This is a genomic window from Paraburkholderia youngii (genome assembly GCF_013366925.1).
Classification (GTDB): domain Bacteria; phylum Pseudomonadota; class Gammaproteobacteria; order Burkholderiales; family Burkholderiaceae; genus Paraburkholderia; species Paraburkholderia youngii.
On record NZ_JAALDK010000001.1, the window covers coordinates 489,178 to 515,590 of the forward strand.

General features: G+C 65.5%; 19 protein-coding genes, 1 other RNA gene and 1 pseudogene. 7 read left to right on the plus strand and 14 right to left on the minus strand.

Going from position 1 to position 26,413, the window contains the following annotated elements:
• Window positions 1-313 precede the first annotated feature (313 nt).
• Together G5S42_RS02325 and G5S42_RS02330 are read right to left on the minus strand one after the other, a co-directional pair.
• The gene (locus tag G5S42_RS02325) at window positions 314-823 is read right to left on the minus strand and encodes a disulfide bond formation protein B (protein WP_176105359.1); all 510 of its coding nucleotides are present in this window, start codon (window positions 821-823) and stop codon (window positions 314-316) included.
• A gap of 94 nt (window positions 824-917) precedes the next feature.
• Complete coding sequence (locus G5S42_RS02330; protein WP_176105360.1) at window positions 918-2,297, minus strand: amidase; 1,380 nt, start codon at window positions 2,295-2,297, stop codon at window positions 918-920.
• A gap of 213 nt (window positions 2,298-2,510) precedes the next feature.
• Between G5S42_RS02330 and G5S42_RS02335 the strand changes: the two genes are divergently transcribed.
• Window positions 2,511-4,268, plus strand: a complete 1,758-nt coding sequence (locus G5S42_RS02335; protein WP_176105361.1) for a cation:proton antiporter — start codon at window positions 2,511-2,513, stop codon at window positions 4,266-4,268.
• Between the two features lie 127 nt (window positions 4,269-4,395).
• On the plus strand, window positions 4,396-5,847 hold the full coding sequence (locus tag G5S42_RS02340; RefSeq protein ID WP_176105362.1) for a gamma-glutamyl-gamma-aminobutyrate hydrolase family protein: 1,452 nt from the start codon (window positions 4,396-4,398) through the stop codon (window positions 5,845-5,847).
• Between the two features lie 77 nt (window positions 5,848-5,924).
• On the opposite strand, the gene G5S42_RS02345 is transcribed toward G5S42_RS02340, so the two are convergent.
• Together G5S42_RS02345 and G5S42_RS02350 are read right to left on the minus strand one after the other, a co-directional pair.
• Window positions 5,925-6,896, minus strand: a complete 972-nt coding sequence (locus G5S42_RS02345) for a hypothetical protein (protein WP_176105363.1) — start codon at window positions 6,894-6,896, stop codon at window positions 5,925-5,927.
• A gap of 179 nt (window positions 6,897-7,075) precedes the next feature.
• Window positions 7,076-7,600 (minus strand): GNAT family N-acetyltransferase, encoded by a 525-nt coding sequence (locus tag G5S42_RS02350; RefSeq protein ID WP_176105364.1) that lies wholly within the window; start codon window positions 7,598-7,600, stop codon window positions 7,076-7,078.
• Window positions 7,601-7,926: 326 nt separating this feature from the next.
• Between G5S42_RS02350 and G5S42_RS02355 the strand changes: the two genes are divergently transcribed.
• The gene (locus G5S42_RS02355) at window positions 7,927-9,228 is read left to right on the plus strand and encodes an MFS transporter (protein WP_176105365.1); all 1,302 of its coding nucleotides are present in this window, start codon (window positions 7,927-7,929) and stop codon (window positions 9,226-9,228) included.
• A gap of 77 nt (window positions 9,229-9,305) precedes the next feature.
• Here G5S42_RS02355 and G5S42_RS02360 read toward each other — a convergent pair whose 3' ends face one another.
• Window positions 9,306-11,153, minus strand: coding sequence for a tetratricopeptide repeat protein (locus tag G5S42_RS02360; protein ID WP_176105366.1), 1,848 nt, complete (start codon window positions 11,151-11,153; stop codon window positions 9,306-9,308).
• Window positions 11,154-11,344: 191 nt separating this feature from the next.
• Between G5S42_RS02360 and G5S42_RS02365 the strand changes: the two genes are divergently transcribed.
• The gene (locus G5S42_RS02365; protein ID WP_176105367.1) at window positions 11,345-13,069 is read left to right on the plus strand and encodes an FAD-dependent monooxygenase; all 1,725 of its coding nucleotides are present in this window, start codon (window positions 11,345-11,347) and stop codon (window positions 13,067-13,069) included.
• Between the two features lie 63 nt (window positions 13,070-13,132).
• On the opposite strand, the gene G5S42_RS02370 is transcribed toward G5S42_RS02365, so the two are convergent.
• From G5S42_RS02370 to G5S42_RS02385, 4 genes are read right to left on the minus strand one after another with little or no spacing between them, the layout of a single operon-like run.
• Window positions 13,133-13,384: a formate dehydrogenase subunit delta gene (locus tag G5S42_RS02370; RefSeq protein WP_176105368.1), complete on the minus strand. Its 252-nt coding sequence runs from the start codon at window positions 13,382-13,384 to the stop codon at window positions 13,133-13,135.
• A gap of 8 nt (window positions 13,385-13,392) precedes the next feature.
• Entirely contained in the window at window positions 13,393-16,359 is a 2,967-nt protein-coding gene (gene fdhF / locus G5S42_RS02375) for a formate dehydrogenase subunit alpha (RefSeq protein WP_176105369.1), read from the minus strand.
• Window positions 16,360-16,374: 15 nt separating this feature from the next.
• Window positions 16,375-17,949: a formate dehydrogenase beta subunit gene (locus G5S42_RS02380; protein WP_176105370.1), complete on the minus strand. Its 1,575-nt coding sequence runs from the start codon at window positions 17,947-17,949 to the stop codon at window positions 16,375-16,377.
• Complete coding sequence (locus tag G5S42_RS02385; RefSeq protein WP_176105371.1) at window positions 17,946-18,431, minus strand: NAD(P)H-dependent oxidoreductase subunit E; 486 nt, start codon at window positions 18,429-18,431, stop codon at window positions 17,946-17,948. The genes G5S42_RS02380 and G5S42_RS02385 overlap by 4 nt, the downstream gene beginning before the upstream one ends.
• 135 nt (window positions 18,432-18,566) lie before the next feature.
• On the opposite strand from G5S42_RS02385, the gene G5S42_RS02390 reads away from it, so the two are divergent.
• Complete coding sequence (locus G5S42_RS02390; RefSeq protein ID WP_176105372.1) at window positions 18,567-19,646, plus strand: substrate-binding domain-containing protein; 1,080 nt, start codon at window positions 18,567-18,569, stop codon at window positions 19,644-19,646.
• 129 nt (window positions 19,647-19,775) lie between these two features.
• Window positions 19,776-20,042, plus strand: a complete 267-nt coding sequence (locus tag G5S42_RS02395) for a hypothetical protein (protein WP_176105373.1) — start codon at window positions 19,776-19,778, stop codon at window positions 20,040-20,042.
• Between the two features lie 166 nt (window positions 20,043-20,208).
• Here G5S42_RS02395 and G5S42_RS45665 read toward each other — a convergent pair.
• From G5S42_RS45665 to ompA, 5 genes and pseudogenes are all read right to left on the minus strand, one after another.
• Window positions 20,209-20,322 (minus strand): annotated as a pseudogene (locus G5S42_RS45665) (hypothetical protein); the annotation flags it as partial.
• 121 nt (window positions 20,323-20,443) lie between these two features.
• Window positions 20,444-20,813, minus strand: a transfer-messenger RNA (tmRNA) gene (ssrA, locus tag G5S42_RS02405).
• 87 nt (window positions 20,814-20,900) lie between these two features.
• On the minus strand, window positions 20,901-21,614 hold the full coding sequence (gene gph, locus G5S42_RS02410; RefSeq protein WP_176105374.1) for a phosphoglycolate phosphatase: 714 nt from the start codon (window positions 21,612-21,614) through the stop codon (window positions 20,901-20,903).
• Between the two features lie 41 nt (window positions 21,615-21,655).
• A complete protein-coding gene (gene ubiG, locus G5S42_RS02415; RefSeq protein ID WP_176105375.1) occupies window positions 21,656-22,354 on the minus strand; it encodes a bifunctional 2-polyprenyl-6-hydroxyphenol methylase/3-demethylubiquinol 3-O-methyltransferase UbiG in 699 nt (232 codons plus the stop codon).
• Window positions 22,355-22,589: 235 nt separating this feature from the next.
• Window positions 22,590-23,237, minus strand: coding sequence for an outer membrane protein OmpA (ompA, locus tag G5S42_RS02420; RefSeq protein WP_026228725.1), 648 nt, complete (start codon window positions 23,235-23,237; stop codon window positions 22,590-22,592).
• 475 nt (window positions 23,238-23,712) lie between these two features.
• On the opposite strand from ompA, the gene gyrA reads away from it, so the two are divergent.
• Window positions 23,713-26,343 (plus strand): DNA gyrase subunit A, encoded by a 2,631-nt coding sequence (gene gyrA / locus G5S42_RS02425; RefSeq protein WP_176105376.1) that lies wholly within the window; start codon window positions 23,713-23,715, stop codon window positions 26,341-26,343.
• The last annotated feature ends 70 nt before the right edge of the window (window positions 26,344-26,413 follow it).

Consider the following 26,413-nt stretch of genomic DNA (forward strand, 5'->3'; position numbering starts at 1 on the left):
GGAAGACAGTGCGGACCGGGCGCGCGTTACGCATGGGGTCGCAAAAGCCGGCCTCGCGCACGTAGATCGCCATCCATACCCGAAGATAGCACTACCCCGGCCCGAAAATATTTCCCGCGTCGCATGAAGCTCATGCGGCGGCGATCATGATCCTGGTACGATTCGCGCGGCAGCGAGAAGTTGCGTGCGCGGGGCAGGGAGCGACGACAATGGTGCGCGATCGGTGGACATCGCGCAGAAAAAAACGCCGGACTCCGGTGGCCCAAGCATGGGCGACACGAAGTCCGGCGTCATTGGCAATGCGGATCGGTCGTCAGGACACCCGATGGCGATTGCGCACCAGGCTCAGCACCAGCGCGACAAACGCGACGATGAACGCGACCCCCGACCACATTGGCAGCGTCAGCCCGAGAATCGGCGGATATGCGGTTTCGCACAGGCCCGCGACCTTGAAAACGCTCGGCAGCCAGTGCGCGGGCGGCAGGCTGTCAACGATCGGCTGCAGCTCGTCGAAGCCGCAGCTGAAGCCAGGATTCGCCTGGATGTACACATGGCGCGCGGCGGTCGCGATGCCGGCGAGCGCCGACAGCGCCGCCATCACTTCGAGCAGGCGCACGCCGCGCCAGTTCTTGAAGCGCGCGCCAAGGAACGCGAAGATCGCGATCAGCAGAAAGAAATAGCGCTGGATGATGCACAGCGGACACGGGTCTTCGCGCAGGCCGAACTGCAGGTACAGCGCACCGCCCACGAGGGCGAGACAGATCAGGCCGAGCAGATTCAGCAGGGTGCGCTCGCGGCGCAGCATCGCGGAGTCGTTAGTCATGGATCTTCGATTGGTCTGGAGACGATAGAGCGGGTGCCGGCGATTCTAGCGCGAACGCCTTTCGCGCCGCTTCTCGCCTGACGATTGCCGCGCTTTAGCGGATCGCTTTCAACACCGCCTCGGCCGCGCGGCCGATTGCGAGCAGCGCGTCGTCGGCGTGCGGCGCGCCCGCCAGCATCAGTCCGACCGGCGCGTCGCCGCGCAGATGGCACGGCAGCGACAGCGCGCAGCTATCGAGGAAGTTGAACACGCTCGGGTTGCGCAGGATCAGCGCGTTAGTGTGGCCGAACGTGTCGTCGTCGTCGAGCAGGTCGGCGAGGCGCGGCGGCACGACCGGCACGGTGGGCGCGACGACCGCATCGAAACGCTGCCACAGCGTGCGCGCGGCTTCGTCGAGCATCGCGGCGCGCTCGGCGAGCAGGTCCAGATAGTCGACCGCGGTGGCCGGCTGTCCTTTCATGATGCGCACGAGCACGCGCGGGTCGTACTGCTCGCGATGCTTGTCGAGCAGCGGGCGATGCCACGCATACGCCTCGATCGGCGAAAAGCCGAAGCGGTTGATTTCCGGCAGGCGGTCGAGCGGCGCAAAGCGCACCTCGCTGACGATCGCGCCGGCCGCCTCCAGGTGCTTGAGCGCGGTGTCGATCGCGCGCGCGACTTCGGGCTCGACGCCGTCGGTCACGAAGTTGGTCAGCACGCCGAGACGCACGCCTTCGAGCGGCCGCGCGGCCGGGATGCGCGGCTCGAGCCCGGCGAGCATCCGGTCGACCAGCGCGCAGCAGGCGACCGATACGCCGATCGGCCCGAACGAATCGAGCGTCGACGACAGCGGCACGCCGCCCTGTTTCGGGATGCGCGCGGCGGTCGGCTTGAAGCCGGTCAGCCCGCACAACGCGGCTGGAATGCGGATCGAGCCGCCGGTGTCGGTGGCGAGCGCGACCGCCGCCATGCCGTCGGCGACCGATGCCGCCGCGCCCGACGACGAGCCGCCCGAAACCCGCTCGTCGCCCTTCACGCCGCGCCGGTACGGCGACAACGGATGGCCGTAGTGCGGATTCAGGCCGAGCCCGGAAAACGCGAACTCGCTCATGTTGGTGCGCCCGACGATCACGGCGCCGGCCCGCTTCAGCCGCGCGACCGCGACCGCGTCGGCTTTCGCGGCTGGCGCATCGGCGAGCACGACGGAGCCCGCGCGGGTCGGCTGGCCTTCGATGTCGAACAGGTCCTTGACCGACACCGGAATCCCGGCGAGCGGCGACAGCACGGTGCCGGCCGCGCGCAGGCGGTCGTGCGCGTCGGCGGCGGCGCGCGCGGCATCGGCGTCGACGTGCATGAAGACGGCGGCGCCCTGGCCGGCGGGGTCGGCGATCCGGTCGAGCGCGGTTTCGACGAGCGCGCGGCTGGTGGTGCGGCCGGCGGCGAGATCGGCGGCAAGCTGGGCAAGCGGCGGGAACGGAGCGAAGTCAGTGGCCATGATGTCGGTAGAGATCCGGTTGAGCGCGGCTCGGGCGCATGAGCGGGGCGGTGTCGAGCCAACGGAAAGGTCCGTCCGCATTGTAGAGCAAGGTTTTGCGGCCGAGCGGCCTGCCAGGGCCGGCGCGGCGCGGCGCGCGAATTCGCCAAAAACATCGCCGGCCCGTTTGTTACACTGCGCCTTCCGAGATTACCGTTTGTAAGGAAAACGCTCATGCACCATGGCATTGGCTTCATCCAGGATCTGGCCGTCGTGATGGCGCTGGCGGGCGTCGTCACCGTGCTGTTCCATCGCCTGAAGCAGCCGGTGGTGCTCGGCTATATCGTGGCCGGCGTGATCATCGGACCGTACACGCCGCCGTTCCAGCTGATCCACGACGAACAGACGATTCAGACGCTCGGCGAGCTGGGCGTCGTGTTCCTGATGTTTTCGCTGGGCCTCGAATTCAGCCTGCGCAAGCTGTTCAAGGTCGGCGCGACGGCGATCGTCGCCGCGCTGTCCGAGATCGTGCTGATGCTGTGGATCGGCTACGCGATCGGCAATGCGTTCGGCTGGAGCCCGATGGATTCGCTGTTCCTCGGCGCGATCCTCGCGATCTCGTCGACCACGATCATCGTGAAGGCGCTGTCCGACCTCGGACTCAAACGCGAAAGCTTCGCGCAGCTCGTGTTCGGCATCCTGATCGTCGAAGACATTCTGGGCATCGCGATGCTCGTGCTGCTGACCGGCATCGCGCAGACCGGGCAGTTGTCGGCCGGGCTCGCGGCCGTCACGCTCGGCAAGCTGCTGCTGTTCATGACGGTGTCGCTGCTGGTCGGCGTGCTGCTCGTGCCGCGCGCGCTGAACTACGTCGCGCGCACCGGCAGCAACGAGATGATGCTCGTGTCCGTGCTCGGCTTCTGCTTCGGCTTCTGTCTGCTGGTCGTCAAGCTCGATTACAGCATCGCGCTCGGCGCGTTTCTGATCGGCGCGATCATGGCCGAGTCGCGCCATCTGCATCGGATCGAGCATCTGATCGCGCCGCTGCGCGACGCGTTTTCCGCGATCTTCTTCGTGACGATCGGACTGATGCTGAACCCGGCCGTGATACTCGACTACGGATGGCCGATCGCCGTGATCACGCTCGCGGTGATCGTCGGCAAGATCGTGTCGTGCGGGCTCGGCGCGTTTCTGTCGGGGCAGGACGGGCGCACGTCGATGCGCGTCGGCATGACCGTGTCGCAGATCGGCGAGTTCTCGTTCATCATCGCGACGCTCGGTTTGACGTTGAAGGTGACGAGCGGGTTTCTGTATCCGATCGCGGTCGCCGTGTCGGCGTTGACCACGCTGACGACACCCTATCTGATCCGCGTCGCCGATCCGCTGACGCGCCGCATCGCGAATGCGATGCCCGCCACGTTATCCAACGCGTTCGGCATGTACGGGCAATGGCTGCGCAGTTTGGTCGCGGCGCGCGGCGAGCCGACGCTGATCAGCATGACGCGGCGCATCGTCGTGCAGATCGGTGTGAATCTCGCGCTCGTCGCGGCGATTTTCCTGGTCGTGTCATATAGCGCGCCGCATAGCGGCCGGCTGCTCGCGCACTGGCTCGACGAGGAGCCATTGCAACGCGTCGTGCAGTGGAGTGTCGCGCTGGTGGTGTCGCTGCCGTTCCTCGTGGCCGTGTATCGCAAGACCAAGTCGCTCGCGCTGCTGCTCGCCGAAGTCAGCGTGCTGCCGACCGCTGCCGGGCGCTTCACCAGCGCGCTGCGTCACGCGATCGCCGACCTCGTGCCGATCGTGTCGATGATCGGCGTGTTTCTGCTGGTGGCGGCGCTGTCGGGCAGCATCCTGCCGCCGACGGGCCTGCTCGTCGCAGTGCTCGCGTGCGCCGCGCTGCTGCTCACGCTCGTGTGGCGATGGTGCGTGAAGATTCACGCGTCGATGCAGATCGCGTTGCGGGAGACTTTCGACGAGCGGCCAGACCCTTGATTCAGAGGGTTTGTGTAAAGCTTCGCAACAATGTGAGTAATTGTTTGCGGGTTTGCCGGGCCTGCTGCACTGACGGATAATCAGGGCATATTCATTCGTTCGCGCGGAAGGCGCCCGTCCGACAGTCATGAGCGACAAACCCGAAAACGCCGGCACGACCGGCAGCCCACCGCCGAGCTCGCCCGCGCCGAGCGGCACGCCGGCCGCACCGGCGCCCTCGCTTCCTCCGTCGCATGAAGATGCCACCCAGTCGGCCGCCAAAGACACGAGCCCGGCCACCGAGGAGGCGACCGCGCGATCGTCGACCGACGATCCGATCAGCGCATCGTCAGTCACTCGCGAAGATCCGCGCGCGGCGCGGTTGCGCGACGCGGTGGAGGCACGCAGCGCCGCCGCCGAATCGACCGCGCGCCAGGAAGCCGCGGTGCACGAGCGCGAAGCGCGGCGCGCCGGTACGCGCCCCGGCGGCGCGACCACGGTGAAACCCGAGCCAGCCGTCAAACCGACGGCGGCCGCCGGCCAGCCTCTAGTGGGTGGCGGCCTCAGCGCCGCGGACGTCGCCACCGACGGCGAGATCGCCACCGAGGAAACCGCCGCGCGCGCGGCGCGCGCGCCCGGCTCGCCGCCGCCCGGATTCGGCGCGGCACCCGATTTCAGCGCCACCAATCCGCCTCCGCCCAACGCGCTTCCGCCGTCGCCGCCGCGTTATCTGAAGCAGAGCGATTCGGCGTGGAGCGTGTTCGGCCGTATCGTCGCGGCGCGCGCGCGGCAGCTGTTCGACCGCGCGGGACAGCGGATCACGCAGCGCACGCTGCGCATCGGCGTGTCGGCGCGCATCTTCCACCCGGAACCGGGCGCGAAGGGCTTGCGCGGCAAGACGCTGCAGTATCTGGAAGAGTCGATCGCGCACTGGGTGATGTCGCGCGACGTGCTGGTATTCATGATCCCGACCGTCGGTCATCAGGGCATGCTGCACCCGAGCAACATCCGTTTGCGCGACTATGCGAAGCATCTCGACGGCCTGCTGCTGCAAGGCGGCGCCGACGTGTCGCCGCAGACCTACGCGGAAACGGCGAGCAGCCACGAATGGCCCGGTGACCGCGTGCGCGACATGTACGAGCTCGAACTGCTGCACGAGTTCGTCGAATCGGGCAAGCCGGTGCTCGGCGTGTGCCGCGGCTGCCAGCTGATCAACGTCGCGTTCGGCGGCACGCTGTATCAGGACATCGCGACCGATGTGCCTACCGCGAACGCCCACGTCAACGAGAACTACGATCAGCACCGGCACGGCGTGCATTTTCCCGATGGTTCGACGCTGCTGAACATGTTCCCCGGACGACGCGACGCGATCGTCAACTCGATCCACCATCAGGCGGTGAAGACGCTGGGCCGCGATCTGAATATCGAGGCGGTGTCGGCGTCGGACGGCATCATCGAGGCCGTGCGCTATCGGCGGGCGCCGTTCGTGATGGGCGTGCAGTGGCATCCGGAGTTTCATCGCGCGGGCGGGCCGGAGCTACTCGATTGCACGCCGTTGCTCGATACGTTCCTGCGGGTCGCGCGGGAGACCCGGTTTTGAGCAGGGCGGGTTCGCGTCGGCCCGACGGGGCCGTCCCACCCATTTGACGCACTGCCACGCTATGTGGCTGGCGGCGATCATTGCGCGAATTGTTCCGGGATTTCGGTGACGCGTCGCTGCGATATGTGATTCATCCACTCGGAGCTGTCCGCCGGCCGATCGTTCGACACGGTGGAGCGCGGCAGCGGCGCGGCGTCGCGTGAAGACATCATCGCGAAGGTCGTCACATCGGCGTATTCGTGATCGCCGACCCGGGTTCGAACGCGCGCTTCATGCGACGACTCGTTCGCGGCATGGCGATTTACCGAAAGCGGACGCGTTTGCGCGCGAAGCGCACGACTCGCAGGCGCGGAGTGAATCGCATCACGCGGCGTGCGCGGATTTCGCGTGGTGTTGCGCTGAGGCAAAGCCGCTATGGGCGCGGGTGCAGCGGCGGCCACGTCGACAGGTAATGGCGGAAGCACAGCGGCCGGTGTGACGGCCTCGGCAATCACCGGCGCATCGCGATGCGGCATCAAAGCCTGCGCCGACTTCAGCATCTCGGAGGCCATCTGCCGCGGCGCCAGAGGCTGATCGACGATCCACCACACTAGCGCCGCGACGCAGCCGACTACCCCGGCACTCGCCGCGACCGTACGTCGATTCCAAACTGAGCGCCGTTGCGCGATTCGCGGCGAGCGGGCCTTGAGCGCGATACGCATTGGACCCTGAGGCACCTTCCGTTGCATGGCGGGACGCGTCACCGTCGCGGTATGCGCCGCTTCCGCGGCATGCTGCGTGGCGTCCGCGACCGGAGCCTCGGCCGGACGCTTCACGTCGCTCAGCGCGCCCTCGATCGACACCCACTGCCCATACGACAGCAACGGCTGATCCCTGATGCAGACGGTGCGCAGCAGCGCGGCATACAGCGAATCGAATCCGGCTCGCCAGCACTGAGCGTCGGGCAGCAATGCCCAATCGCGGCCGAACCGTTCGGAAAGTTGATTGAGCGGACGGAGAGGGGGAAGGGCGAATGCGCCTTCGATCAAGGTGAGCGGCGTGCTGGTCATCGGTTTCTTCCGGTGTCTCGTGACAGGACGACCGGCGAGGCAGGGACGGAATCTGTAGGGGACCGATGAAGCCATCGGCGACAGAATATCGTGCCTCGAAACTACCTTGTCCACCCTTCGGATGACTCCGAAAACGGGGACATCACGGGTGTTCGCTTCGCGCAGCCCAACTGCGATCCTCAGGGCTTCAACCGGTACACGTAGCGCAGCGCGGTGATATCGACGCCGCCCATATGGTCGGGCTCCGCGCCGACCAACTGCCAGCCGTGCCGCTCGTAAAAGCCAATCGCCGCCGTATTGCCCTCGAGCACGTACAGATACAGCTGTGCCTCGCCTTGGGCGCGGGTCCAGTCAACGGCTGCGTGCATCAGTGTTTTACCGACGCCGATGCCCTGATAACCGGGCAGCGCATGCAGGTTGTCGAGCAGCACGCCCCATGCGGACTCGGGCTGTCGCTCGACACACACGAAGCCGATCGGCTCGCCGGCCAATTCGGCGATCAGCACGATGCGGCGCTCGCCGCCCGGCGCGCCGAGACGCGCTTCCCAATAGGCGGCGCGTTCGCGCGTGACTTCGCCGTCGAGGAACGCGTCGGGCAACAGACCGCGATAGGTCGCCTGCCAGCTGGCGCTGTGGATCGACGCGATCAGCGCGGCGTCCTCGAGCGTGGCGGGGCGCAGGGAGAGAGCAGGGGTGGTTTGCATCGGAGTAATCAACTGAATGGCTTGCGCGGGCAGTCTACCGCCGCCCGCAGGTGTCGCGCGTAAGCAAACTGTATGCGTTTCGCGGCGACCTTATCAGCAGTAACATTACGTGGCATCGGCCCCGCATCAAGCTCAGCGTTTACCCTGATCCTGGATGAACGCCGTGGACAGCAGGATGCGGCGTCCCCGGGCGCGCTTCCCTAATCGATAACCGCGTGTCCGCCTGTGTGATCCGCTTGCCAATCGCGGTGGATCGTTCCAACTGCCCGCTCGTCACCGTCCGCGTCGATCCGTCCGACTGGGCGGCGGGCCTCTCCGAGAGTGTCATGTCTACCGCGACCCACGCCGCTTCCAATACCAAAGAATCCAAGGTCAAGACAGTGTTCCGCGTCGTCAGCGGCAACTTTCTTGAGATGTACGACTTCATGGTCTACGGCTATTACGCTTCCGCGATCGCCAAGACCTATTTCCCGAGCGGCAGCGATTTCGCGTCGCTGATGCTGTCGCTGTCCGTGTTCGGCGCGGGGTTCCTGATGCGTCCGCTCGGTGCGATCGTGCTCGGCGCCTACATCGACCATCACGGCCGTCGCAAAGGCCTGATCCTCACGCTGAGCCTGATGGCGCTCGGCACGCTGACGGTCGCGACGATACCGGGCTACGCGACCATCGGGCTCGTGGCGCCCGTGCTCGTGCTGCTCGGCCGGCTGCTGCAAGGTTTCTCGGCCGGCGCCGAGCTCGGCGGCGTGTCGGTGTATCTGTCGGAGATCGCGACGAAGGGCAACAAGGGCTTCTATTGCTCGTGGCAGTCGGGCAGCCAGCAGGTCGCGGTGGTATTCGCCGCGCTGATCGGCGTGGGGCTCAACAAGATTCTTCCCGCCGATCAGATGTTCGCGTGGGGCTGGCGCGTGCCGTTCCTGATCGGCTGTCTGATCGTGCCGTTCCTGTTCATCATCCGCCGCTCGCTGCAGGAGACCGAGGAGTTCACGGCTCGCAAGCATCGTCCGGGCATGGGCGAGATCCTGAAGTCGATGGCCGCGAACTATCCCGTAGTGCTGGGCGGCATGGGCATGGTCGTCATGACGACCGTGTCGTTTTACATGATCACGGCTTATACGCCGACCTTTGGCAAGGAGGTGCTGAAGCTGACGGCGATCGACGCGCTGGTCGTCACCGTCTGCGTCGGTATCTCGAACCTGATCTGGCTGCCGGTGTCGGGCGCGTTGTCGGATCGCATCGGCCGCCGTCCGGTGCTGCTCGCGTTCACGATCCTGACGATCCTCACCGCGTATCCGGCGCTGCAATGGCTCGTCGCGGAGCCGTCGTTCGCGCGTCTTCTCGCCGTGCAGCTGTGGCTGTCGTTCCTGTATGGCTGCTACAACGGCGCGATGGTCGTCGCGCTGACCGAAGTGATGCCGGTCGAAGTGCGGACCGCCGGCTTCTCGCTCGCGTACAGTCTCGCGACCACGATCGGCGGCTTCACGCCGGCCATCGCCACGCTGCTGATCCACGTGACCAACAACAAGGCGGCGCCGGGTCTGGTTCTCGGCGTGGCGGCGATCTGCGGTCTGCTCGCGACGCTGTTCCTGTATCGCACGCCGGAGGCGCGCAATCAGTATCGGGCGGCCTGACGGGTTCGCCCGATGTTCTGAAAGCAAAAACCCCGCGCAAGCGGGGTTTTTGCTTGTTGGCGGAGCGTGGTCCGTCGCTACCCGTGGCGCAATTCGTTGGCGACCGCTTCGACGACTTCATCCCACGCGCCCGGCCGCGGCTGACGCACCAGCGTCGCGCCCGGATACCACGGGCTGCGCGTGTCGCCGTCGAACCAGCGCCAGTCGGCGGCGAACGGCAGCATCAGCCACAGCGGCTTGCGCAGCGCACCGGCAAGGTGCGCGATCGAGGTGTCGATCGACACCACCGCGTCGAGCCGCTCGACGATCGCCGCGGTATCCGCGAAGTCGCCGATGCGCTGGTCGAAGCGATGGATCGCGGCCGCGCGCGGATGTGCGTCGAGCGCCGCGCGTTCGTCGTCGGACAGATCGGGCTGCAGCACGATCCAGTCGATGCCGTCGAGGGCGAACAGCGGCTCCAGCGCGGCGAGCGGCATCGTGCGGGTTTCGTTGCGCTGGATGCGCCCCGACCACGCGAGCCCGATCTTGCGCTTCGCCTGACCGCCGAGCGAGCCGCGCCATTTGCGGCGATAGGCCGGCGGCACGCTCAGATAGGGCGTGCGTGCTTCGATCGTGTCGTAGCGCGTGCCGAGCGCGAGCGGCAGGCTCAGCAGCGGAATCTGCAGATCGGCGGCGGGGCGCGGCTGACCTTGCGCGATCAGCGAGACGCGCCACGCCTGCGCGACGGGCGCGAGCAGCGGCACCAGCTGCGGCTGCACTTCGAGCACGACGCGCGCGGCGCGTTGCGTGGCGAGCGGCACGAAGCGCACGAATTGCAGCGTGTCGCCGAAACCCTGTTCGGCATGGATCAGTAGCGTGTACTCGTCGATTGACTCGCCGTGCCAGCGCGGCAGCGTCTGGATCGCCGGTTGCACGACGGTTTGCAGGCGCCATTCGTATTCGGGCAGACCGCGCTCGAAGTCGCGCATCGCAAGCCACGCGAGCGCTCGGTTCATATGCGCGGACGCGAGGTCGGGGCGCAGCCGCAGCGCCTGATCGAGCGCGCGCACCGCGGCCGCGTGCGCGCCGAGCGCCTGGTGCGCGGTGCCGAGCGCGAGCCACGCGAGTGCGAATTGCGGGTCGAGTCCGACCGCGCGCTCCAGATACGGCAAGGCCTGCTCGGCCCGGCCGAGCGCCGCGAGCGCGTTGCCCATGCCATAGATCGCGGGCGGCAGGTTCGGCTGCAGCCGCAGCGCCGCTTCGAATGACGCGACTGCCTGCGCATGTCGGCCGGTCGCATCGAACGTGTTCGCGAGGTTGAAGTGCGCGGCGACGAAGCGCGGTTCGGCGGCGAGCGCGGCCTCGAAGCAGGGCACCGCTTCGTTCGGCCGATCGAGCGCGTTCAGCGACATGCCCATGTTGTTCAGCGCGCCCGCGTGACCGGGGCGCAGTTCGAGCGCGCGCCGGAACGACGCGATCGCGTCCGCGTGACGGCCGAGCGCGTGCAGCGCATTGCCGAGATTGTTGTGCGACGACGCGTCATCCGGCTGCAGGCGCAGCGAGCGTTCGAACGCATCGGCGGCGTCTTCGTGACGGCCCAGCGACGCGTATGCGTTGCCGAGGTTGTAGTGCGCCATCGGGAACGTCGGCGCGAGCGTCAGCGCATTGCGGAACTGCTCGATCGCGGCGTCGATCTGGCCGAGCGCCTTCAGAGCATTGCCGAGGTTCAGCTGCAGCGCCGCATCTTCGGGGCGCAGGTCGACCGCGCGCCGCACGAGCGCCGCGGCTTCGGCGTGCTGGCCCTGCTGGTGGCGCAGCACGCCGAGCAGATGCAGCGCATCGACATGGCTGGGGTCGTGGTCGAGCGTGGCGCGGTAGCCGCGTTCGGCGTCGTCGAGGCGGCCGTCACGATGCGCCGCGAACGCGCGGTCAAATACAGGTTGCATGACGGGGAGGGCATTCGGATCAATCAGACTGGGCCGCATTTTCCCATACTTGCGCAAGGGGCCCGGATTTGCGCGGCTCGCAGGCGCCTCTACAGCGCCGCGGCGTCCCTTCTGCGCGATTGATGCAGCGCACCGGTGTGCGCGAGGGCGGCGGCGTACACTAGAACGCATTGTTGCCTCCGGAGTTCCGCATGGACGCTGCCGCCTACGACGCGTCGCCGGTGCTGATCGTCGGGGCCGGTCCCACTGGACTTGCCGCAGCGATGAGTCTCGCGCGTGCTCACATCCCCGTGCGTTTGATCGACAAGGCGCCGCAGCCGAACCCTTACTCGCGCGCGATCGGCATTCAGGCACGCACGCTCGAGCTGCTCGAGCAGCATCGGCTGATCGAGCCGTTTCTCGAACTCGGCCATCGCGCGCGCGTCGCGAATCTGTTTTCGAACGGCATGCGGCTTGCGCAGCTCGATTTCGACCCGCTGCACACGCGCTATCCCTATCTGCTGTTTCTCGACCAGTCGGTGACCGAACGGCTCCTGACCGAGCATCTGACGACGCTCGGCGTGAAGGTCGAGCGCGGCGTCGAACTGATGGCGTTCATGCAAGGTTCCGCGAGCATTCAGGCGACCCTGCGCCGCGCGGACGGCCGTACGGAAGGCATGCGCCCGTCATACATGATCGCCGCCGACGGCGCGCATAGCTCGATTCGCCATCGCCTCGGCCTGAACTTCGAGGGCAAGACCTTCGAGCAGACCTTCCTGCTCGCCGACCTGCACGCGGAAACCGACTGGCCCGACGACGAGTTCCATATCTTCGCGTCGGGCGACGGTCTCGTCGCGCTGTTTCCGATGGGCCACGGCCGCCATCGTTTGATCGCCGATCACGCGGTCGAGCCGTCCGGCAGCGCCGCGGCGCCGACCCCCGCGGTGCTCGGCGAGCCTCCGCTGGACGAGGCTCCGGCGCCGTCGCTCGAACAATGCAAGGCGCTGATCGCGCGACGCGTGCGCGAGCGTGTCGACGTGTCGGATCTCGCGTGGTCGGCGTATTTCCACGTGAATAGCCGGATGGTCGATCGGCTGCGCGTGGGCCGCATCTTCCTCGCCGGTGACGCCGCACACGTGCACAGCCCCGCCGGCGCGCAAGGCATGAACACCGGCATCCAGGAAGCGCTCAATCTCGGCTGGAAGCTCGCGCGCGTGATCGGCGGCGCGGCGCCGGATCGCCTGCTCGACACGTACCACGCCGAACGGCATCCGATCGAGCGCGAGGTGCTGCGGCAGACCGGCTTCATCACGCAGATGGCCGAGGCCGATCACGGTCCGCTGAAGCTGCTGCGCGAGCGCGTGATGCCGGTGCTGGCCGCGCTCGGGCCGCTGCGCGATGCCGCGCGCGCGACCATCAGCGAGCTGTCGATCCAGTACCGGCGCAGTCCACTGACGCTCGAGCGCGTGCTCGACGGCGGCCCGCGCGCGGGCGAGCGCGCGCCGGATGCGCTGGTGCATGTCGTCGACGGTCCGCTCGGGCGCGCGCCCGGCGTCGGCTGCATTTTCGATCTGCACAATCCGGCGTTCTTCTCGCTGTTTCTGCTGGTGCCGCCGCTGCCCGTCGATGGCACGCCGCTCGATCCGGCCGCGAAGCATGCGGCGCCGCCGGACCCGGAGGTGGAAAAGCTCGCCGCTGAGGTCGAGCGGCTGCTGCCGAACGCGGTGCGGATCTGGCGCGTCACCGATACGACCGGTGATGGCGGCCCGGCGCTTTCCGAATCGTATGGGCGTACGCGGCCGTCGTTTTATCTGGTGCGGCCCGACGGCTATATCAGCGCGCGCGGACGCACCGGCTCGGACCTGCACGGTCTCGTACGGCACTGCGAGGCGTGGTTTGCGGTGGGCGGAGAGATAGCGGAGCAGGCGACGTTGTGATCAGGATTGCCCGTTGCGCGGCGGCGAATCTTGCCGCCGCGCCTTGCTGACTAAAGAAATGGCCTAAGCCTGAGCCTGGGCCGGCGTCAACTTCTCGCGATACCTGACGATCGCCTCGCGCGTGAAGTTCGTCAGAGCGATGTCATAAGTGTCCGGCGCTTCGTCGAGCGTTGCGAGCAGCGCGCGACGCATGCGCGGCTCCCAGAAGCGGCGAATGTGTTCGGCGACGCCGGTCAGCGCTTCCTCGTGGTCGGGCATCGACTCGAAGAAGTCGCCGATCCGGTTCGCCATGTCGATCAGATTCCGATTGTCCATGGTTCGCCTCACTTGCCCGCGGTAACGGCCGCGGCCGAATCGGCCTGTTCGCGCCGTTTCAGCAGATCGAGCTGTTCGCTACTGAAGCGCGAATAGTCCTTCTGCCATTGCGACGGCTGCTCGACCGGCATCACCTGCACCGCGGTCACCTTGTATTCGGGGCAGTTGGTCGCCCAGTCGGAACTGTCGGTCGTGATCACGTTCGCGCCCGATTCGGGGAAGTGGAACGTCGTATAGACGACGCCCGGCTGCATGCGCTCCGTCACCTTCGCGCGCAACACGGTCTGCCCCGCGCGCGATTCGATGCCGACCCAGTCGCCGGTCTTGATACCGCGTTCCTCCGCATCGTCCGGATGCAGTTCGAGCCGGTCTTCGTCATGCCAGAGCGAGTTGTCGGTGCGGCGCGTCTGCGCGCCGACGTTGTACTGCGACAGGATGCGCCCGGTCGTCAGCAGCAGCGGATACTTGCGCGTGACCTTCTCCGGCGAGGCGATGAATTTCGTGATCACGAACCTGCCCTTGCCGCGCACGAAGGTACCGACGTGCATCGTCGGCGTGCCGTCGGGCGCGTCCTCGTTGCATGGCCACTGGATGCTGCCCAGTTCGTCGATCTTCTGGAACGACACGCCGTGGAAGGTCGGCGTGAGCCGTGCGATTTCGTCCATGATCTCGGATGGATGGGTGTAGTCCATCTCGTAGCCGAGCGCGCGCGACAGCAACTGCGTGACTTCCCAGTCCGCGTACCCGCCGAGCGGCGGCATCACCTTGCGCACGCGCGAGATGCGGCGCTCGGCATTGGTGAACGTGCCGTCCTTTTCGAGGAACGACGAGCCGGGCAGCAGCACGTGTGCATACTTGGCGGTCTCGTTCAGGAAGATGTCCTGCACGACGATGCATTCCATCGACGACAGCGCCGCCGCCACGTGATGCGTGTTCGGGTCCGACTGCACGATGTCCTCGCCCTGGCAGTACAGGCCCTTGAAGCTGCCGTGCAGCGCGGCGTCGAACATGTTCGGAATGCGCAGGCCCGGTTCCGGTTGCAGCGTGACGTTCCAGGCGTTTTCGAACTGCGTGCGCACGAGCGGATCGCCGATGTGCCGATAGCCGGGCAGCTCGTGCGGGAACGAGCCCATGTCGCACGAGCCCTGCACGTTGTTCTGGCCGCGCAGCGGATTCACGCCGACACCTTCGCGGCCGATGTTGCCGGTCGCCATCGCGAGGTTCGCGATGCCGATCACCATCGTCGAGCCTTGCGCGTGTTCGGTGACACCGAGGCCGTAGTAGATCGCCGCATTGCCGGCGCTCGCGTAGATGCGCGCGGCTTCGCGCACCTGTTGCGCGGGCACGCCGGTTGCCGCTTCGGTCGCTTCCGGCGAGTTCTCCGGCAGCGCGACGAAATCGCGCCACTGCTCGAACGCGCGTGTTTCGCAGCGCTCGGCGATGAACGCTTCGTCGAGCAGGCCTTCGGTGACGATCACATGCGCGAGCGCGTTGACGATCGCGACGTTGGTGCCGGGCCGCAATTGCAGATGATGCGACGCCTTCACGTGCGGCGTATCGACGATATCGATGCGGCGCGGATCGACCACGATCAGCTTCGCACCCTCGCGGACGCGGCGCTTCAGGCGCGAGGCGAACACCGGGTGGCCGTCGGTGGGATTCGCACCGATCACCATGATGACGTCGGCCTTATCGACCGAGGCGAACGTCTGGGTGCCCGCCGATTCGCCGATCGTCGTCTTCAGGCCGTAGCCGGTCGGCGAATGGCAGACTCGCGCGCAGGTGTCGACGTTGTTGTTGCCGAACGCGGCGCGCACGAGCTTCTGCACGAGGTAGGTTTCCTCGTTCGTGCAGCGCGACGACGTGATACCGCCGATCGAATCGCGGCCATGCTTCGCCTGGATGCGGCGGAATTCCGACGCCGCATACGAGATCGCTTCGTCCCAGCTGACTTCGCGCCACGGGTCGGTGATCTTCGCGCGGATCATCGGTTTCTTGATGCGGTCCTTGTGCGTCGCGTAGCCCCACGCGAAGCGGCCCTTCACGCATGCATGGCCTTCGTTGGCCTGGCCGTTCTTGTGCGGCACCATCCGCACGACCTGATTGCCCTTCATCTCGGCCTTGAACGAGCAGCCGACGCCGCAATACGCGCAAGTGGTGACGACCGAGTGCTCGGGCTGGCCGAGCATCACGACGGTCTTTTCCTGCAAGGTCGCGGTCGGGCACGCGGCCACGCACGCGCCGCACGACACGCACTCCGATTCCATGAACGGCTGGTTCTCGCTCGCCGCGACGCGCGATTCGAAGCCGCGTCCGGTGATCGTCAGCGCGAACGTGCCCTGGGTTTCCTCGCACGCGCGCACGCAGCGATTGCAGACGATGCACTTCGACGGGTCGTACGTGAAGTACGGATTCGATTCGTCCTTCCTGTCCTTCAGGTGATTCTCGCCGTCGAAGCCGTAGCGCACTTCGCGCAAGCCCGTCACGCCGGCCATGTCCTGCAGTTCGCAGTCGCCGTTGGCGGGGCAGGTCAGGCAATCGAGCGGATGATCGGAGATGTACAGCTCCATCACGTTGCGACGCAGCGTCTGCAGACGGTCGGTCTGCGTGCGCACCTTCATGCCGGCTTCGACCGGCGTCGTGCACGAGGCCGGATAGCCGCGCCGTCCTTCGATTTCGACCAGACACAGACGGCATGAGCCGAACGGTTCGAGAGAATCGGTCGCGCACAGCTTCGGCACGTTGACGCCGGCTTCGGCCGCCGCGCGCATCACCGACGTGCCGGCGGGCACGGTCACCGCCTGGCCGTCGATTTCGAGCGTCACGTCGACGTCCGAATGGCGCGCGGGGGTGCCGTAGTCGGTGTCGTCGGTGAACGGGTTGGCGGCGCGTGCCATGGCTTGCGACTTGCACGCGCAGTTGCCTGAGCCGCAGCCGCCCCCCAGGGGGACGGGAGAGTTGAACTGGTCGGACATGGTGAACTCCTGGTGTCAGGCCGCGGCCGCTTTGCTGGCGTGGTCGGCAGTGGGATCGGCGGCGAGACCGAAGTCTTCAGGGAAATGATCGAGCGCGGACAGCACCGGGAACGGCGTCATGCCGCCCATCGCGCACAGCGAACCGGACACCATCGTGTCGCACAGATCGCGCAGCAGTTGCACCTGACGCGTCGAGGTATCGCCATTACGAATCCGCTCGATCACTTCGACGCCGCGCGTCGAGCCGATCCGGCACGGTGTGCATTTGCCGCACGATTCGAGCGCGCAGAAGTGCATCGCGTATTGCGCGAGCTCGGCCAGGTTCGACGTGTCATCATGCACGACGAGACCGCCGTGGCCGATCACCGCGCCGACTGCCGCGTACGCTTCGTAGTCCATCGGGATGTCCCACTGGCTTTCCGGCAAATATGTGCCGAGCGGACCGCCGACCTGCACTGCGCGCGCCGGTCGGCCACTCGCGGTGCCGCCGCCGAAGTCGTCGAGCAGTTGGCGCAATGTCACGCCGAACGCGAGTTCGACGAGGCCGCCTCGCTTGATGTTGCCGGCCAGTTGGAACGGCAATGTGCCGCGCGAGCGGCCCATGCCGAAGTCCTTATAGAACGCCGCGCCGCGCGCGAAGATGATCGGCACCGTGGCGAGCGTGATCACGTTGTTGATCACGGTGGGCTGGCCGTAGAGACCGACGAGGGCGGGCACCGGCGGCTTCGCGCGGACGATGCCGCGCTTGCCTTCGAGCGATTCCAGCATCGCGGTTTCTTCGCCGCACACGTACGAGCCCGCGCCTTTCGCGACGAACAGCTCGAAGCGCTGCCCGCTCGAGAGCACGCTGTCGCCGAGCCAGCCGGCTGTGCGCGCGCGGGCGATGGCCGCTTCGAGCGTCGCGATCGAGTGCGGGTATTCGCTGCGCACATAGATGTAGCCGACGGTTGCGCCAGTTACGATGCCCGCGATGATCATGCCTTCGATCAGCACATACGGATCGCTTTCCATCACCAGGCGATCGGAGAAGGTGCCCGAATCGCCTTCGTCGGCATTGCAGACGACGTACTTCTGCGCGGCCTTCGCGCCGCGCACCGTGCGCCACTTGATGCCGGCCGGGAAGGCCGCGCCGCCGCGGCCACGCAGGCCGGATTGGATCAGCGCTTCGCACGCGGCATCGCCGTCGGTTTGCAGCGCGTTGCGTAGGCCTTCGAGGCCGCCATGTGCGACGTAGTCGTCGATGGACAGCGGGTCGGTGATGCCGATCCGCGCGAAGGTCAGGCGCTGCTGCTTCTTCAGATACGGAATCTCGTCGACCACGCCGACGCGCCGCGCATGCTCGCCGCCGTCGACGAAGCCCGCGTCGAACAACGCAGCGACGTCTTCCACGTCGACATTCGCGTAGCCGATACGGCCTTCGGGCGTCGCGACTTCGACCAGCGGTTCGAGCCACAGCAACCCGCGCGAACCGTTGCGGATCAGTTCGATCGCCATGCCGCGGCGCGCGGCTTCGCTGGCGATGGCTTCGGCCAGCGCATCGGCGCCGAGCGCGAGCGCCGACGAATCTCGCGGAACATAGATGCGCGTCATGCCGGCACCTCCACGCGTTTGCTGGCTGCGGCGAGCAGCGCGTCGAATTTCTGTGGCGTAACGCGTGCGTGCAGCGTGCCGTTCAGCATCATCGCCGGCGACAGCGCGCATTGGCCGAGGCAGTACACCGATTCGAGCTCAACCGTCGCGCCGTCATGGTGACCGGTGTCAAAGCGACAACCCGTGTGCGCCTCGATGTGCGGGGCGAGCGCCTCGGTGCCCATGCTGCGGCATGCTTCGGCGCGGCACAGCTGTACCGTGACGGGCGCGGCCGGCGTGGTGCGGAAGTGATGGTAGTAGGTGATGACGCCGTGCACTTCCGCGCGCGACAGGTTCAACGCGCGGGCGAGCGGTCCGACTGCGGCAGGTGGCACAAAGCCGAGTTCGTCCTGGATCGCATGCAGGATCGTCATGAGCGTGCGGCCCGGTTGCGCGTGTCGTTGCACGAGCTGATCCGGCGCCGTGGCGAGAGAATCGTCCAAAGTGGGGGCTCCTCCAAAGCGATATATGCACTTGTTATTCATAATATGTGCACGTATGCTTCGCTTATTCGATATGGTATAGCCGAAAGATAGGCGGGCTAACCGGCGCGTGCAATAGGAAACGGTCAAACATATATGGTCAGGATCGAATGTCAGGTCGAGCTGGTCGTGAAGGGTGCGGACGGCCGCGAGGCCAGCCTGTCTGACGTGGTGCCGCTACTCGCGCTTGTCGATGAATCTGGCAGCATTGCGCAGGCGGCGGCGCTTAAGGGTTTGTCCTACCGGCACGCGTGGGGTTTGCTGCGCAGCATCGAGGAGCGGCTTGGCGGTCCGCTGATAGCGAAAGAGCGGGGGCGCGGCTCGGTTTTGTCCGACCTCGGACACGCGGTGCTGCATGGGCAGCGGCTCTGCGGTGAGCGGCTCGACGGCAATCTGCAGGCGCTCGCGAGCGAAGTGGCGAGCGATCTGAACCGCTGGCTCGCGCCCCCCACCGATAACGTGCGCATCCACGCGTCGCACGGTTATGCGGTGGCCGCGCTCGTGACTGCACTAGTCGCCAACGATCTGCCGGTCGAGATCAAGTACCGCGACGGCGCCGACGCGGTCAGCGCGCTCGCGCGCGGCGAGTGCGATCTGGCGGGCTTTCACCTGCCGCTCGGCGAGTTTCGCGCGGTGTGCGCCGATACCTACCGGCGCTGGCTCGATCCGCAACGGCATGTGCTCGTGCATCTGACCCGGCGCAAGCAAGGGCTCTTCATCGGCAAGGGCAATCCCAAGGGAATCGGTGGGCTCGGCGATCTGGCGCGCGACGACATCCGTTTCGTCAACCGCCAGCCCGGCTCGGGTACGCGGATGCTGCTCGATCTCGCGCTGCGACAGATCGGGGTGGACCCGGACCGCGTGAACGGCTATGCGTCGACCGAGCTGACGCACTCCGCGATCGCGGCGTTCGTCGCGAGCGGCATGGCGGACATAGGCTTCGGCGTGCAGCCCGCTGCGCATCATTTCGGGCTCGACTTCATTCCGATCGTCGACGAGGACTATTACTTCGCGTGCGACCGCGCGCACCTGTCACGCGCGCCGCTCGCGACGGTGATCAATCTGTTGCGCGGCAGCGCGTTTCACCATCGCGTCGAGCAGCTCGCCGGCTACGATCCGTGCGACTGCGGCAGGCTCGTCGATCTCGACGAGGGGCTCGGCGGCGCGCTAGCTTAACGGCGGCGTAAGAGCTCGTAATCAGAAACTCGATGGCGCTCGGCGCGCGCTGCTGCGCGGCAAGCCGGTTTCGGCTACTCTCTTGGCTTCGTATCCGCTCTAACCGCGCGGCAAGCGCGCCGAACCAACATGAAAGCTCTTTTCCACGCATGCGCCGCCGCTGCCGCGGCTGGTGTGCTCTGTGCCACCGTCTCCGTCGCTTTCGCGCAAAACTCGCCTGGCGTGCCGGGGGGCATTCTGAACGATGAATTCCGCCTCAACGAGCATCCGCAGATGCCGTTCGCCGCGTCCGCGCCGTCGGACAAGTATCAGCACGGCAAACGATCGGCAGCGCGCAAGCGCGGTGACATGGGCGATCCGAGCGGCTGCAATCTGCAGTGCCCGAAGGACGACTAAGGAACGGCGCGGGCTTCGCCCGAGCTTCGAGGTTTGACGCAACGCCGGTCCTTGGGCCGGCGTTGTGCTTTGTGGCGGGTGCAATGGTGGCGCAGTTTGCGGACCGGCTGTGTCCTTGAAGCCGTCCCTTTGCATCGCCGGCTTGCTTGTCGGCCGCGTAGTGGTGCAGCGGATGGCCCTTGTACGCCCATCGCTGCTTGCCGTCCGAGCTTGGGATTAGAGTCCAGTCGCCCGACGGCTTGTCGGCCGGCCCCGCCGTGGCCGCCGGCCAGTTGCTCATGCAGCCGGCGGTGCTACCGGGTCATGTTGTTGGTCGCGGACGGTACTGAAAATAGAAAACCCCGGCAGCGTGAAGCTACCGGGGTTTTTCGGAGCCGTTCATTGCGAACGTGCCAGGTGTTTGGTGGAGGCGGCGGGAATCGAACCCGCGTCCAGAAGTCCTCTACGACCAGTTCTACATGTTTAGTTCTGTCTTTTGATTTAACCGCAGCGACGCGGACGAACACGCTGCGCTACGGCGATTCACTAGATTTTCGACCCGGACGTCGTGACGCCGCCAAGGCTTAACTGACGTATATGACCTCTGTCGGTATTGCTACCGGTCTTGCGACACTAGCCCGTCAGTGAACTAGGCAGAGGACGGCGGCCCTTAGGCTGCCAGTGCGAACGTATCGTCGTTTGCAGTTACGTTTTTCCCATTGATTAACGAGGTGACGGGTCCTCGACATGCCCTAGCCGCTTCGCAACCCCTGTCGAAACCAGGTCGCCCCCGCGGTTCGTTGCTCACATATATGAGCCAAAGGAGATTTTACAATAGATTGACGGCACGGGTCGCACGCATTGGCTGGCCGGACCTGGTCAGACAATGTCGCGCAGCAGCGTCTGCAACTCGGCCGTCGACTCCACCACGTGTTGCGCGTGCCACCGTGTCGGCGGAATGTCGTTGCCGCAATAGCCGTACGCGGCGGCGACGGTCTTCATGCCGGCAGCAAAACCGGCCTGCACGTCGCGCAGATCGTCGCCGATATAGACGACGCGCTCCGGCGCGATGTCCAGCTCACGCGCCGCGTGCAGCAGCGGCGCGGGGTGCGGCTTCGAATGTGGGGTCGTGTCGCCGCTCACCACGCAGCCGGCGCGCTCCTCGAGCCCGAGTTGCGCGACGAGCGGTTCGGTGAGCCGCGCGACCTTGTTCGTGACGATGCCCCAGCGCACGCCGCGCGCGTCGAGTTCGTCGAGCACTTCCGCGATGCCCGGAAAGAGCGTCGTCTCGATGCACAGGTCCGCTTCGTAGTTCGCGAGAAACTCCTCGCGCATCGATGCGAATTCGTGATGATCGGGCCCGATGCCGAACGCGCCGCAGATCAGTCCGCGCGCTCCGGCCGAGGCGAGCGGGCGCAGCTTCTCGAGCGGCACCATCTCGAGTCCCCGGTCGTGGCGCATTTTATTGACGGCTGCCGCGAGGTCGGGCGCCGTGTCGGCAAGCGTGCCGTCGAGGTCGAAAAGCACGGCGAGGCAAAAGCCGAGCGTGTCGTCGTTGTCTTCGCGTTGCGGCAGGGGAGTCGGGTCGCTCATTGTTCGTTTCGGATACGGCGGATCGGGGCGGTTCTGGCAGGTCAGGCGTCGCGGCGACAGGCGAGCATATAGTTGACGCTCGTGTCGGACGACAGCGCGAAATGCTTGCTGAGCGGGTTGTACACGATGCCCTTGATGTCGGCCGTGCGCAGATCGGCGGCGCGCACGAAGCCGGCGAGTTCCGACGGGCGGATGAAGCGCGCGTAGTCGTGCGTGCCCTTCGGCAGCATTCGTGCGATGTATTCGGCGCCGATCACCGCGAACAGATACGACTTCACGTTGCGGTTCAGCGTGGAGAAAAACACCCACCCGCCCGGCTTCACGAGATTCTTGCAGGCCTCGACGATCGCGGCCGGCTGGGGCACGTGCTCGAGCATTTCCATGCAGGTGACCACGTCATAGGTGCCCGGTTCGCGCGCGGCCAGCGCCTCGGCCGCGATTTCTTCGTAATCGACAGTTACACCGCTTTCAAGGCTGTGAAGATCGGCGACGCCGAGTGCCTGCGTCGACAGGTCGATGCCCTTAACATGCGCGCCCAAGCCTGCCATCGATTCCGACAGGATGCCGCCGCCGCAACCGATATCGAGCACCTTTTTGCCGGCGAGATGCGCGTGCGCGTCGATCCAGCGCAGGCGAATTGGATTCAGTTCGTGCAGTGGTTTGAATTCGGCGTTCGGGTCCCACCAACGATGCGCGAGGTCGCTGAATTTCTGTAGTTCGTGGGGATCGGCGTTGGTCATGGCGAAGGCTGCCTCGATGAAAGCGGTGAGCGGACGCTCGAGGATAAACTCTGAGTATATAGGGCAAGAGAAAGAGCGGCAAAAGCGCGCCAGCGAGCGGCTGCCAATCCGAGCTGCGAGCCGCTAGTAGCGGAACGGGGTGTTCCTCCGCCGCGCATCACGCCACGTGGCGGCACCCGCACATAAAAAAAGCCCCGCCGAAGCGGGGCTTTCGATACTGCGGTAATTTTCCAGCTTACTGCTTCGGCGTACCGACAACTTCGACTTCCACGCGGCGGTCCGGTGCGAGGCAGGCGATGAGTTGCTTGCGGTTCTTCTGGTTGCAACCGGTGGTAACCGGGTTGCGGCGGCCCTTGCCTTCCGTGTAGATACGGTTGGCTTCGACGCCCTTACTGACCAGGAAGGCCTTCACAGCTTGAGCACGACGCAGCGACAGACGGTCGTTGTAAGCGTCCGAACCGATGCGGTCGGTGTGGCCCGTAGCAACGACGACTTCGAGGTTGATGCCTTGGATCTTCGATGCCAGTTCGCTCAGACGTTCCTTGCCAGCCGGCTTCAGGATTGCCTTGTCGAAGTCGAACAGCGCATCAGCTTGATACGTAATCTTTTCGCTGGAGATTGCCGGGGCCGGAGCGACCGGTGCCGGCGGGGTCGGAGCCTGAGCAACCAGAGCGCCGTCGCACTTGGCGTTAGCCGTTGCGGGCGTCCAGAATGCATCGCGCCAGCAAAGCTCGTTCGTGCCGTTCATCCACACGTATTCGCCAGTACCATTCACCCAGTTGTCGTTGGTAGCTTGTCGCGACGCCGGCACCGACTGCGCCATGGCGGATGCAGCCATAACTGCGGTAGCTGCAATGAACGCGAGCTTTGAAAGTTTATTCATATTTCTCCTCTCGAAATTGAGATTACCGCAGGTTTACTGCGAGCCTGTTGACGGATGACCAGTCATACATTGCTCGAAGTATAACATTGGTGCGGAACAAAAACCGGCTGTATAGACTTCGAGCAGTGTCTGACTCTTTGTGCGTTGGCATTTTGCCATATCGTTCCCCTCCGACGAAAAAAAAATCTGCCCCCATTCAAATCCCCCTCCAAATGTGGTGCATGCGCAACAAATGTTTTCGTCTGAGCGGTCCGCCGGCTCTGGCTGAGCGGGAATTGGCCCTACGCAGGAATCGAGCCTGGTGAGCCTGAAAGTGCGGGATCGGCGAGGTGTTGGCGGGTGCCCCTCTAATATGTATACGTACCTGCGTCGGGCGCGGATGCGTGGCATGTTAGAATCGCGTGATGCGTTGCGCCTGCAATGCTTACGCGAAGTTGCGGCGAACCCCCGCCTTCGCACGTAAAAGATACGGATAATGGATCAATTCGCCAAAGAGACTCTGCCAATCTCCCTTGAGGAGGAAATGCGCCGTTCGTATCTCGATTACGCGATGAGCGTGATCGTAGGGCGAGCGCTTCCCGATGTCCGCGATGGCCTGAAGCCGGTGCACCGGCGCGTGCTGTACGCGATGCATGAGCTGAACAACGACTGGAACCGCGCCTACAAGAAGTCGGCGCGTATCGTCGGCGACGTCATCGGTAAATACCATCCGCACGGCGACACTGCTGTCTACGACACGATCGTACGGATGGCGCAGGACTTCTCGCTGCGCTACATGCTCGTCGACGGCCAGGGGAACTTCGGTTCGGTCGACGGCGACAACGCCGCGGCGATGCGTTACACCGAAATCCGCATGGCGAAGATCGGCCACGAACTGCTGGCCGACATCGACAAGGAAACGGTCGACTTCGTGCCGAACTACGACGGCAGCGAGAATGAACCGGCCATCCTGCCCGCGCGCATCCCTAATCTGCTGATCAATGGCTCGTCCGGCATCGCGGTCGGCATGGCGACCAACATCCCGCCGCACAACCTCAACGAAGTCGTCGACGCGTGTCAGCATCTGCTGAAAAACCCGGAAGCGACGATCGACGAACTGATCGAGATCATCCCCGCACCCGACTTCCCGACCGCCGGCATCATCTACGGCGTGGCCGGCGTGCGCGACGGCTATCGCACCGGTCGCGGCCGCGTTGTGATGCGCGCGCTGACGCACTTCGAGGAAATCGACCGCGGCCAGCGCATGGCAATCATCGTCGACGAATTGCCGTATCAGGTGAACAAGCGCTCGCTGCTCGAGCGTATTGCCGAGCTCGTCAACGAGAAGAAGCTCGAAGGCATCTCCGACATCCGTGACGAATCCGACAAGAGCGGCATGCGTGTCGTGATCGAGCTCAAGCGCGGCGAAGTGCCCGAGGTCGTGCTGAACAATCTGTACAAGGCGACCCAGCTCCAGGACACGTTCGGCATGAACATGGTCGCGCTCGTCGACGGCCAGCCGAAGCTCCTGAATCTGAAGGAAATGCTGACGTGCTTCCTGTCGCATCGCCGGGAAGTGCTGACGCGGCGCACCGTCTACGAGCTGCGTAAGGCGCGCGAACGTGGCCATGTGCTCGAAGGTCTGGCGGTTGCGCTCGCGAACATCGACGAATTCATCGCGCTCATCAAGGCCGCGCCGACGCCGCCTATCGCCAAGCAGGAACTGATGTCGCGCTCGTGGGATTCGTCGCTCGTGCGCGAAATGCTGTCGCGCGCCGAGACGGATAACGCGTCGGCGGGCGGTCGCGAAGCATATCGTCCGGAGGGGTTGAACCCGTCGTTCGGCATGCAGGCCGATGGCCTATACCGTTTGTCCGATACCCAGGCGCAGGAAATCCTGCAGATGCGTCTGCAGCGCCTGACCGGTCTCGAGCAGGACAAGATCATTGGCGAATACCGCGATGTGATGGCGCAGATCGCTGACCTGCTGGACATTCTGGCTCGCCCGGAACGCATTTCGGCGATCATCGTCGACGAACTCTCGTCGATCAAGGCCGAATTCGGCGATGCGCGTCGCTCGAAGATCGAGTTGAACGCGACCGAACTGAACACCGAAGACCTGATCACGCCGCAGGAAATGGTCGTGACGATGTCGCACGCGGGCTACGTGAAATCGCAGCCGCTGTCCGAATATCGGGCCCAGAAGCGCGGTGGTCGTGGCAAGCAGGCCACTTCCATGAAGGAAGACGACTGGATCGACACGCTGTTCATCGCCAATACGCACGACCACATCCTGTGCTTCTCGAATCGCGGCCGGGTGTACTGGGTCAAGGTCTACGAGGTGCCGCAGGGCTCGCGCAATTCGCGCGGCCGGCCGATCGTCAATATGTTCCCGCTGCAGGAAGGCGAAAAGATCACGGTCGTGCTGCCGGTCAAGGAGTTCTCGGCCGACAAGTTCGTGTTCATGGCAACCGCGTTAGGAACGGTAAAGAAGACGCCGCTCGAGGCATTCAGCCGGCCGCTGCGCAAGGGTATTATTGCGGTCGGTCTCGATGAGGGTGATTACCTGATCGGCGCCGCGATCACCGATGGCCAGCACGACGTGATGCTGTTCTCCGATTCGGGCAAGGCAGTGCGCTTTGACGAGAACGACGTGCGTCCGATGGGCCGCGAGGCGCGCGGCGTGCGCGGCATGCAACTCGAGGACGGCCAGAACGTGATCGCGTTGCTGGTGGCCGGCGACGAGCAACAGTCCGTGCTCACCGCAACCGAGAACGGCTTCGGTAAACGCACCCCGATCACCGAGTACACGCGTCACGGCCGCGGCACGAAGGGCATGATCGCGATCCAGACGTCGGAGCGCAATGGCAGGGTCGTTGCCGCGACGCTCGTGGATTCGGAAGCGCAGATCATGCTGATTACCACGACGGGCGTGCTGATTCGCACGCGCGTGTCGGAAATTCGTGAAATGGGACGCGCAACGCAAGGTGTTACACTCATCAGCCTTGACGAAGGGACCAAGCTGTCCGGTCTGCAACAGGTAGCTGAGGCCGAGGGCGAGTCGGAAAGCGATTCCGACGGCTCCGCTGAAGGTGATAACGGCGGTGAGGGCGGCGGCGCGGCTTGATCCGTGCCAGCGGCTTTCAGTCTCAGTTAATACGTTGAAGCTACGCTGCGGGTCAACGCGTATCAGGCCG

Coding starts and splice junctions, on each gene's coding strand:
- G5S42_RS02325 (WP_176105359.1), bottom strand. CDS start 823: ATGACTAACGACTCCGCGATGCTGCGCCGCGAGCGCACCCTGCTGAAT.
- G5S42_RS02330 (WP_176105360.1), bottom strand. CDS start 2,297: ATGGCCACTGACTTCGCTCCGTTCCCGCCGCTTGCCCAGCTTGCCGCC.
- G5S42_RS02335 (WP_176105361.1), top strand. CDS start 2,511: ATGCACCATGGCATTGGCTTCATCCAGGATCTGGCCGTCGTGATGGCG.
- G5S42_RS02340 (WP_176105362.1), top strand. CDS start 4,396: ATGAGCGACAAACCCGAAAACGCCGGCACGACCGGCAGCCCACCGCCG.
- G5S42_RS02345 (WP_176105363.1), bottom strand. CDS start 6,896: ATGACCAGCACGCCGCTCACCTTGATCGAAGGCGCATTCGCCCTTCCC.
- G5S42_RS02350 (WP_176105364.1), bottom strand. CDS start 7,600: ATGCAAACCACCCCTGCTCTCTCCCTGCGCCCCGCCACGCTCGAGGAC.
- G5S42_RS02355 (WP_176105365.1), top strand. CDS start 7,927: ATGTCTACCGCGACCCACGCCGCTTCCAATACCAAAGAATCCAAGGTC.
- G5S42_RS02360 (WP_176105366.1), bottom strand. CDS start 11,153: ATGCAACCTGTATTTGACCGCGCGTTCGCGGCGCATCGTGACGGCCGC.
- G5S42_RS02365 (WP_176105367.1), top strand. CDS start 11,345: ATGGACGCTGCCGCCTACGACGCGTCGCCGGTGCTGATCGTCGGGGCC.
- G5S42_RS02370 (WP_176105368.1), bottom strand. CDS start 13,384: ATGGACAATCGGAATCTGATCGACATGGCGAACCGGATCGGCGACTTC.
- fdhF (WP_176105369.1), bottom strand. CDS start 16,359: ATGTCCGACCAGTTCAACTCTCCCGTCCCCCTGGGGGGCGGCTGCGGC.
- G5S42_RS02380 (WP_176105370.1), bottom strand. CDS start 17,949: ATGACGCGCATCTATGTTCCGCGAGATTCGTCGGCGCTCGCGCTCGGC.
- G5S42_RS02390 (WP_176105372.1), top strand. CDS start 18,567: ATGGTCAGGATCGAATGTCAGGTCGAGCTGGTCGTGAAGGGTGCGGAC.
- G5S42_RS02395 (WP_176105373.1), top strand. CDS start 19,776: ATGAAAGCTCTTTTCCACGCATGCGCCGCCGCTGCCGCGGCTGGTGTG.
- gph (WP_176105374.1), bottom strand. CDS start 21,614: ATGAGCGACCCGACTCCCCTGCCGCAACGCGAAGACAACGACGACACG.
- ubiG (WP_176105375.1), bottom strand. CDS start 22,354: ATGACCAACGCCGATCCCCACGAACTACAGAAATTCAGCGACCTCGCG.
- ompA (WP_026228725.1), bottom strand. CDS start 23,237: ATGAATAAACTTTCAAAGCTCGCGTTCATTGCAGCTACCGCAGTTATG.
- gyrA (WP_176105376.1), top strand. CDS start 23,713: ATGGATCAATTCGCCAAAGAGACTCTGCCAATCTCCCTTGAGGAGGAA.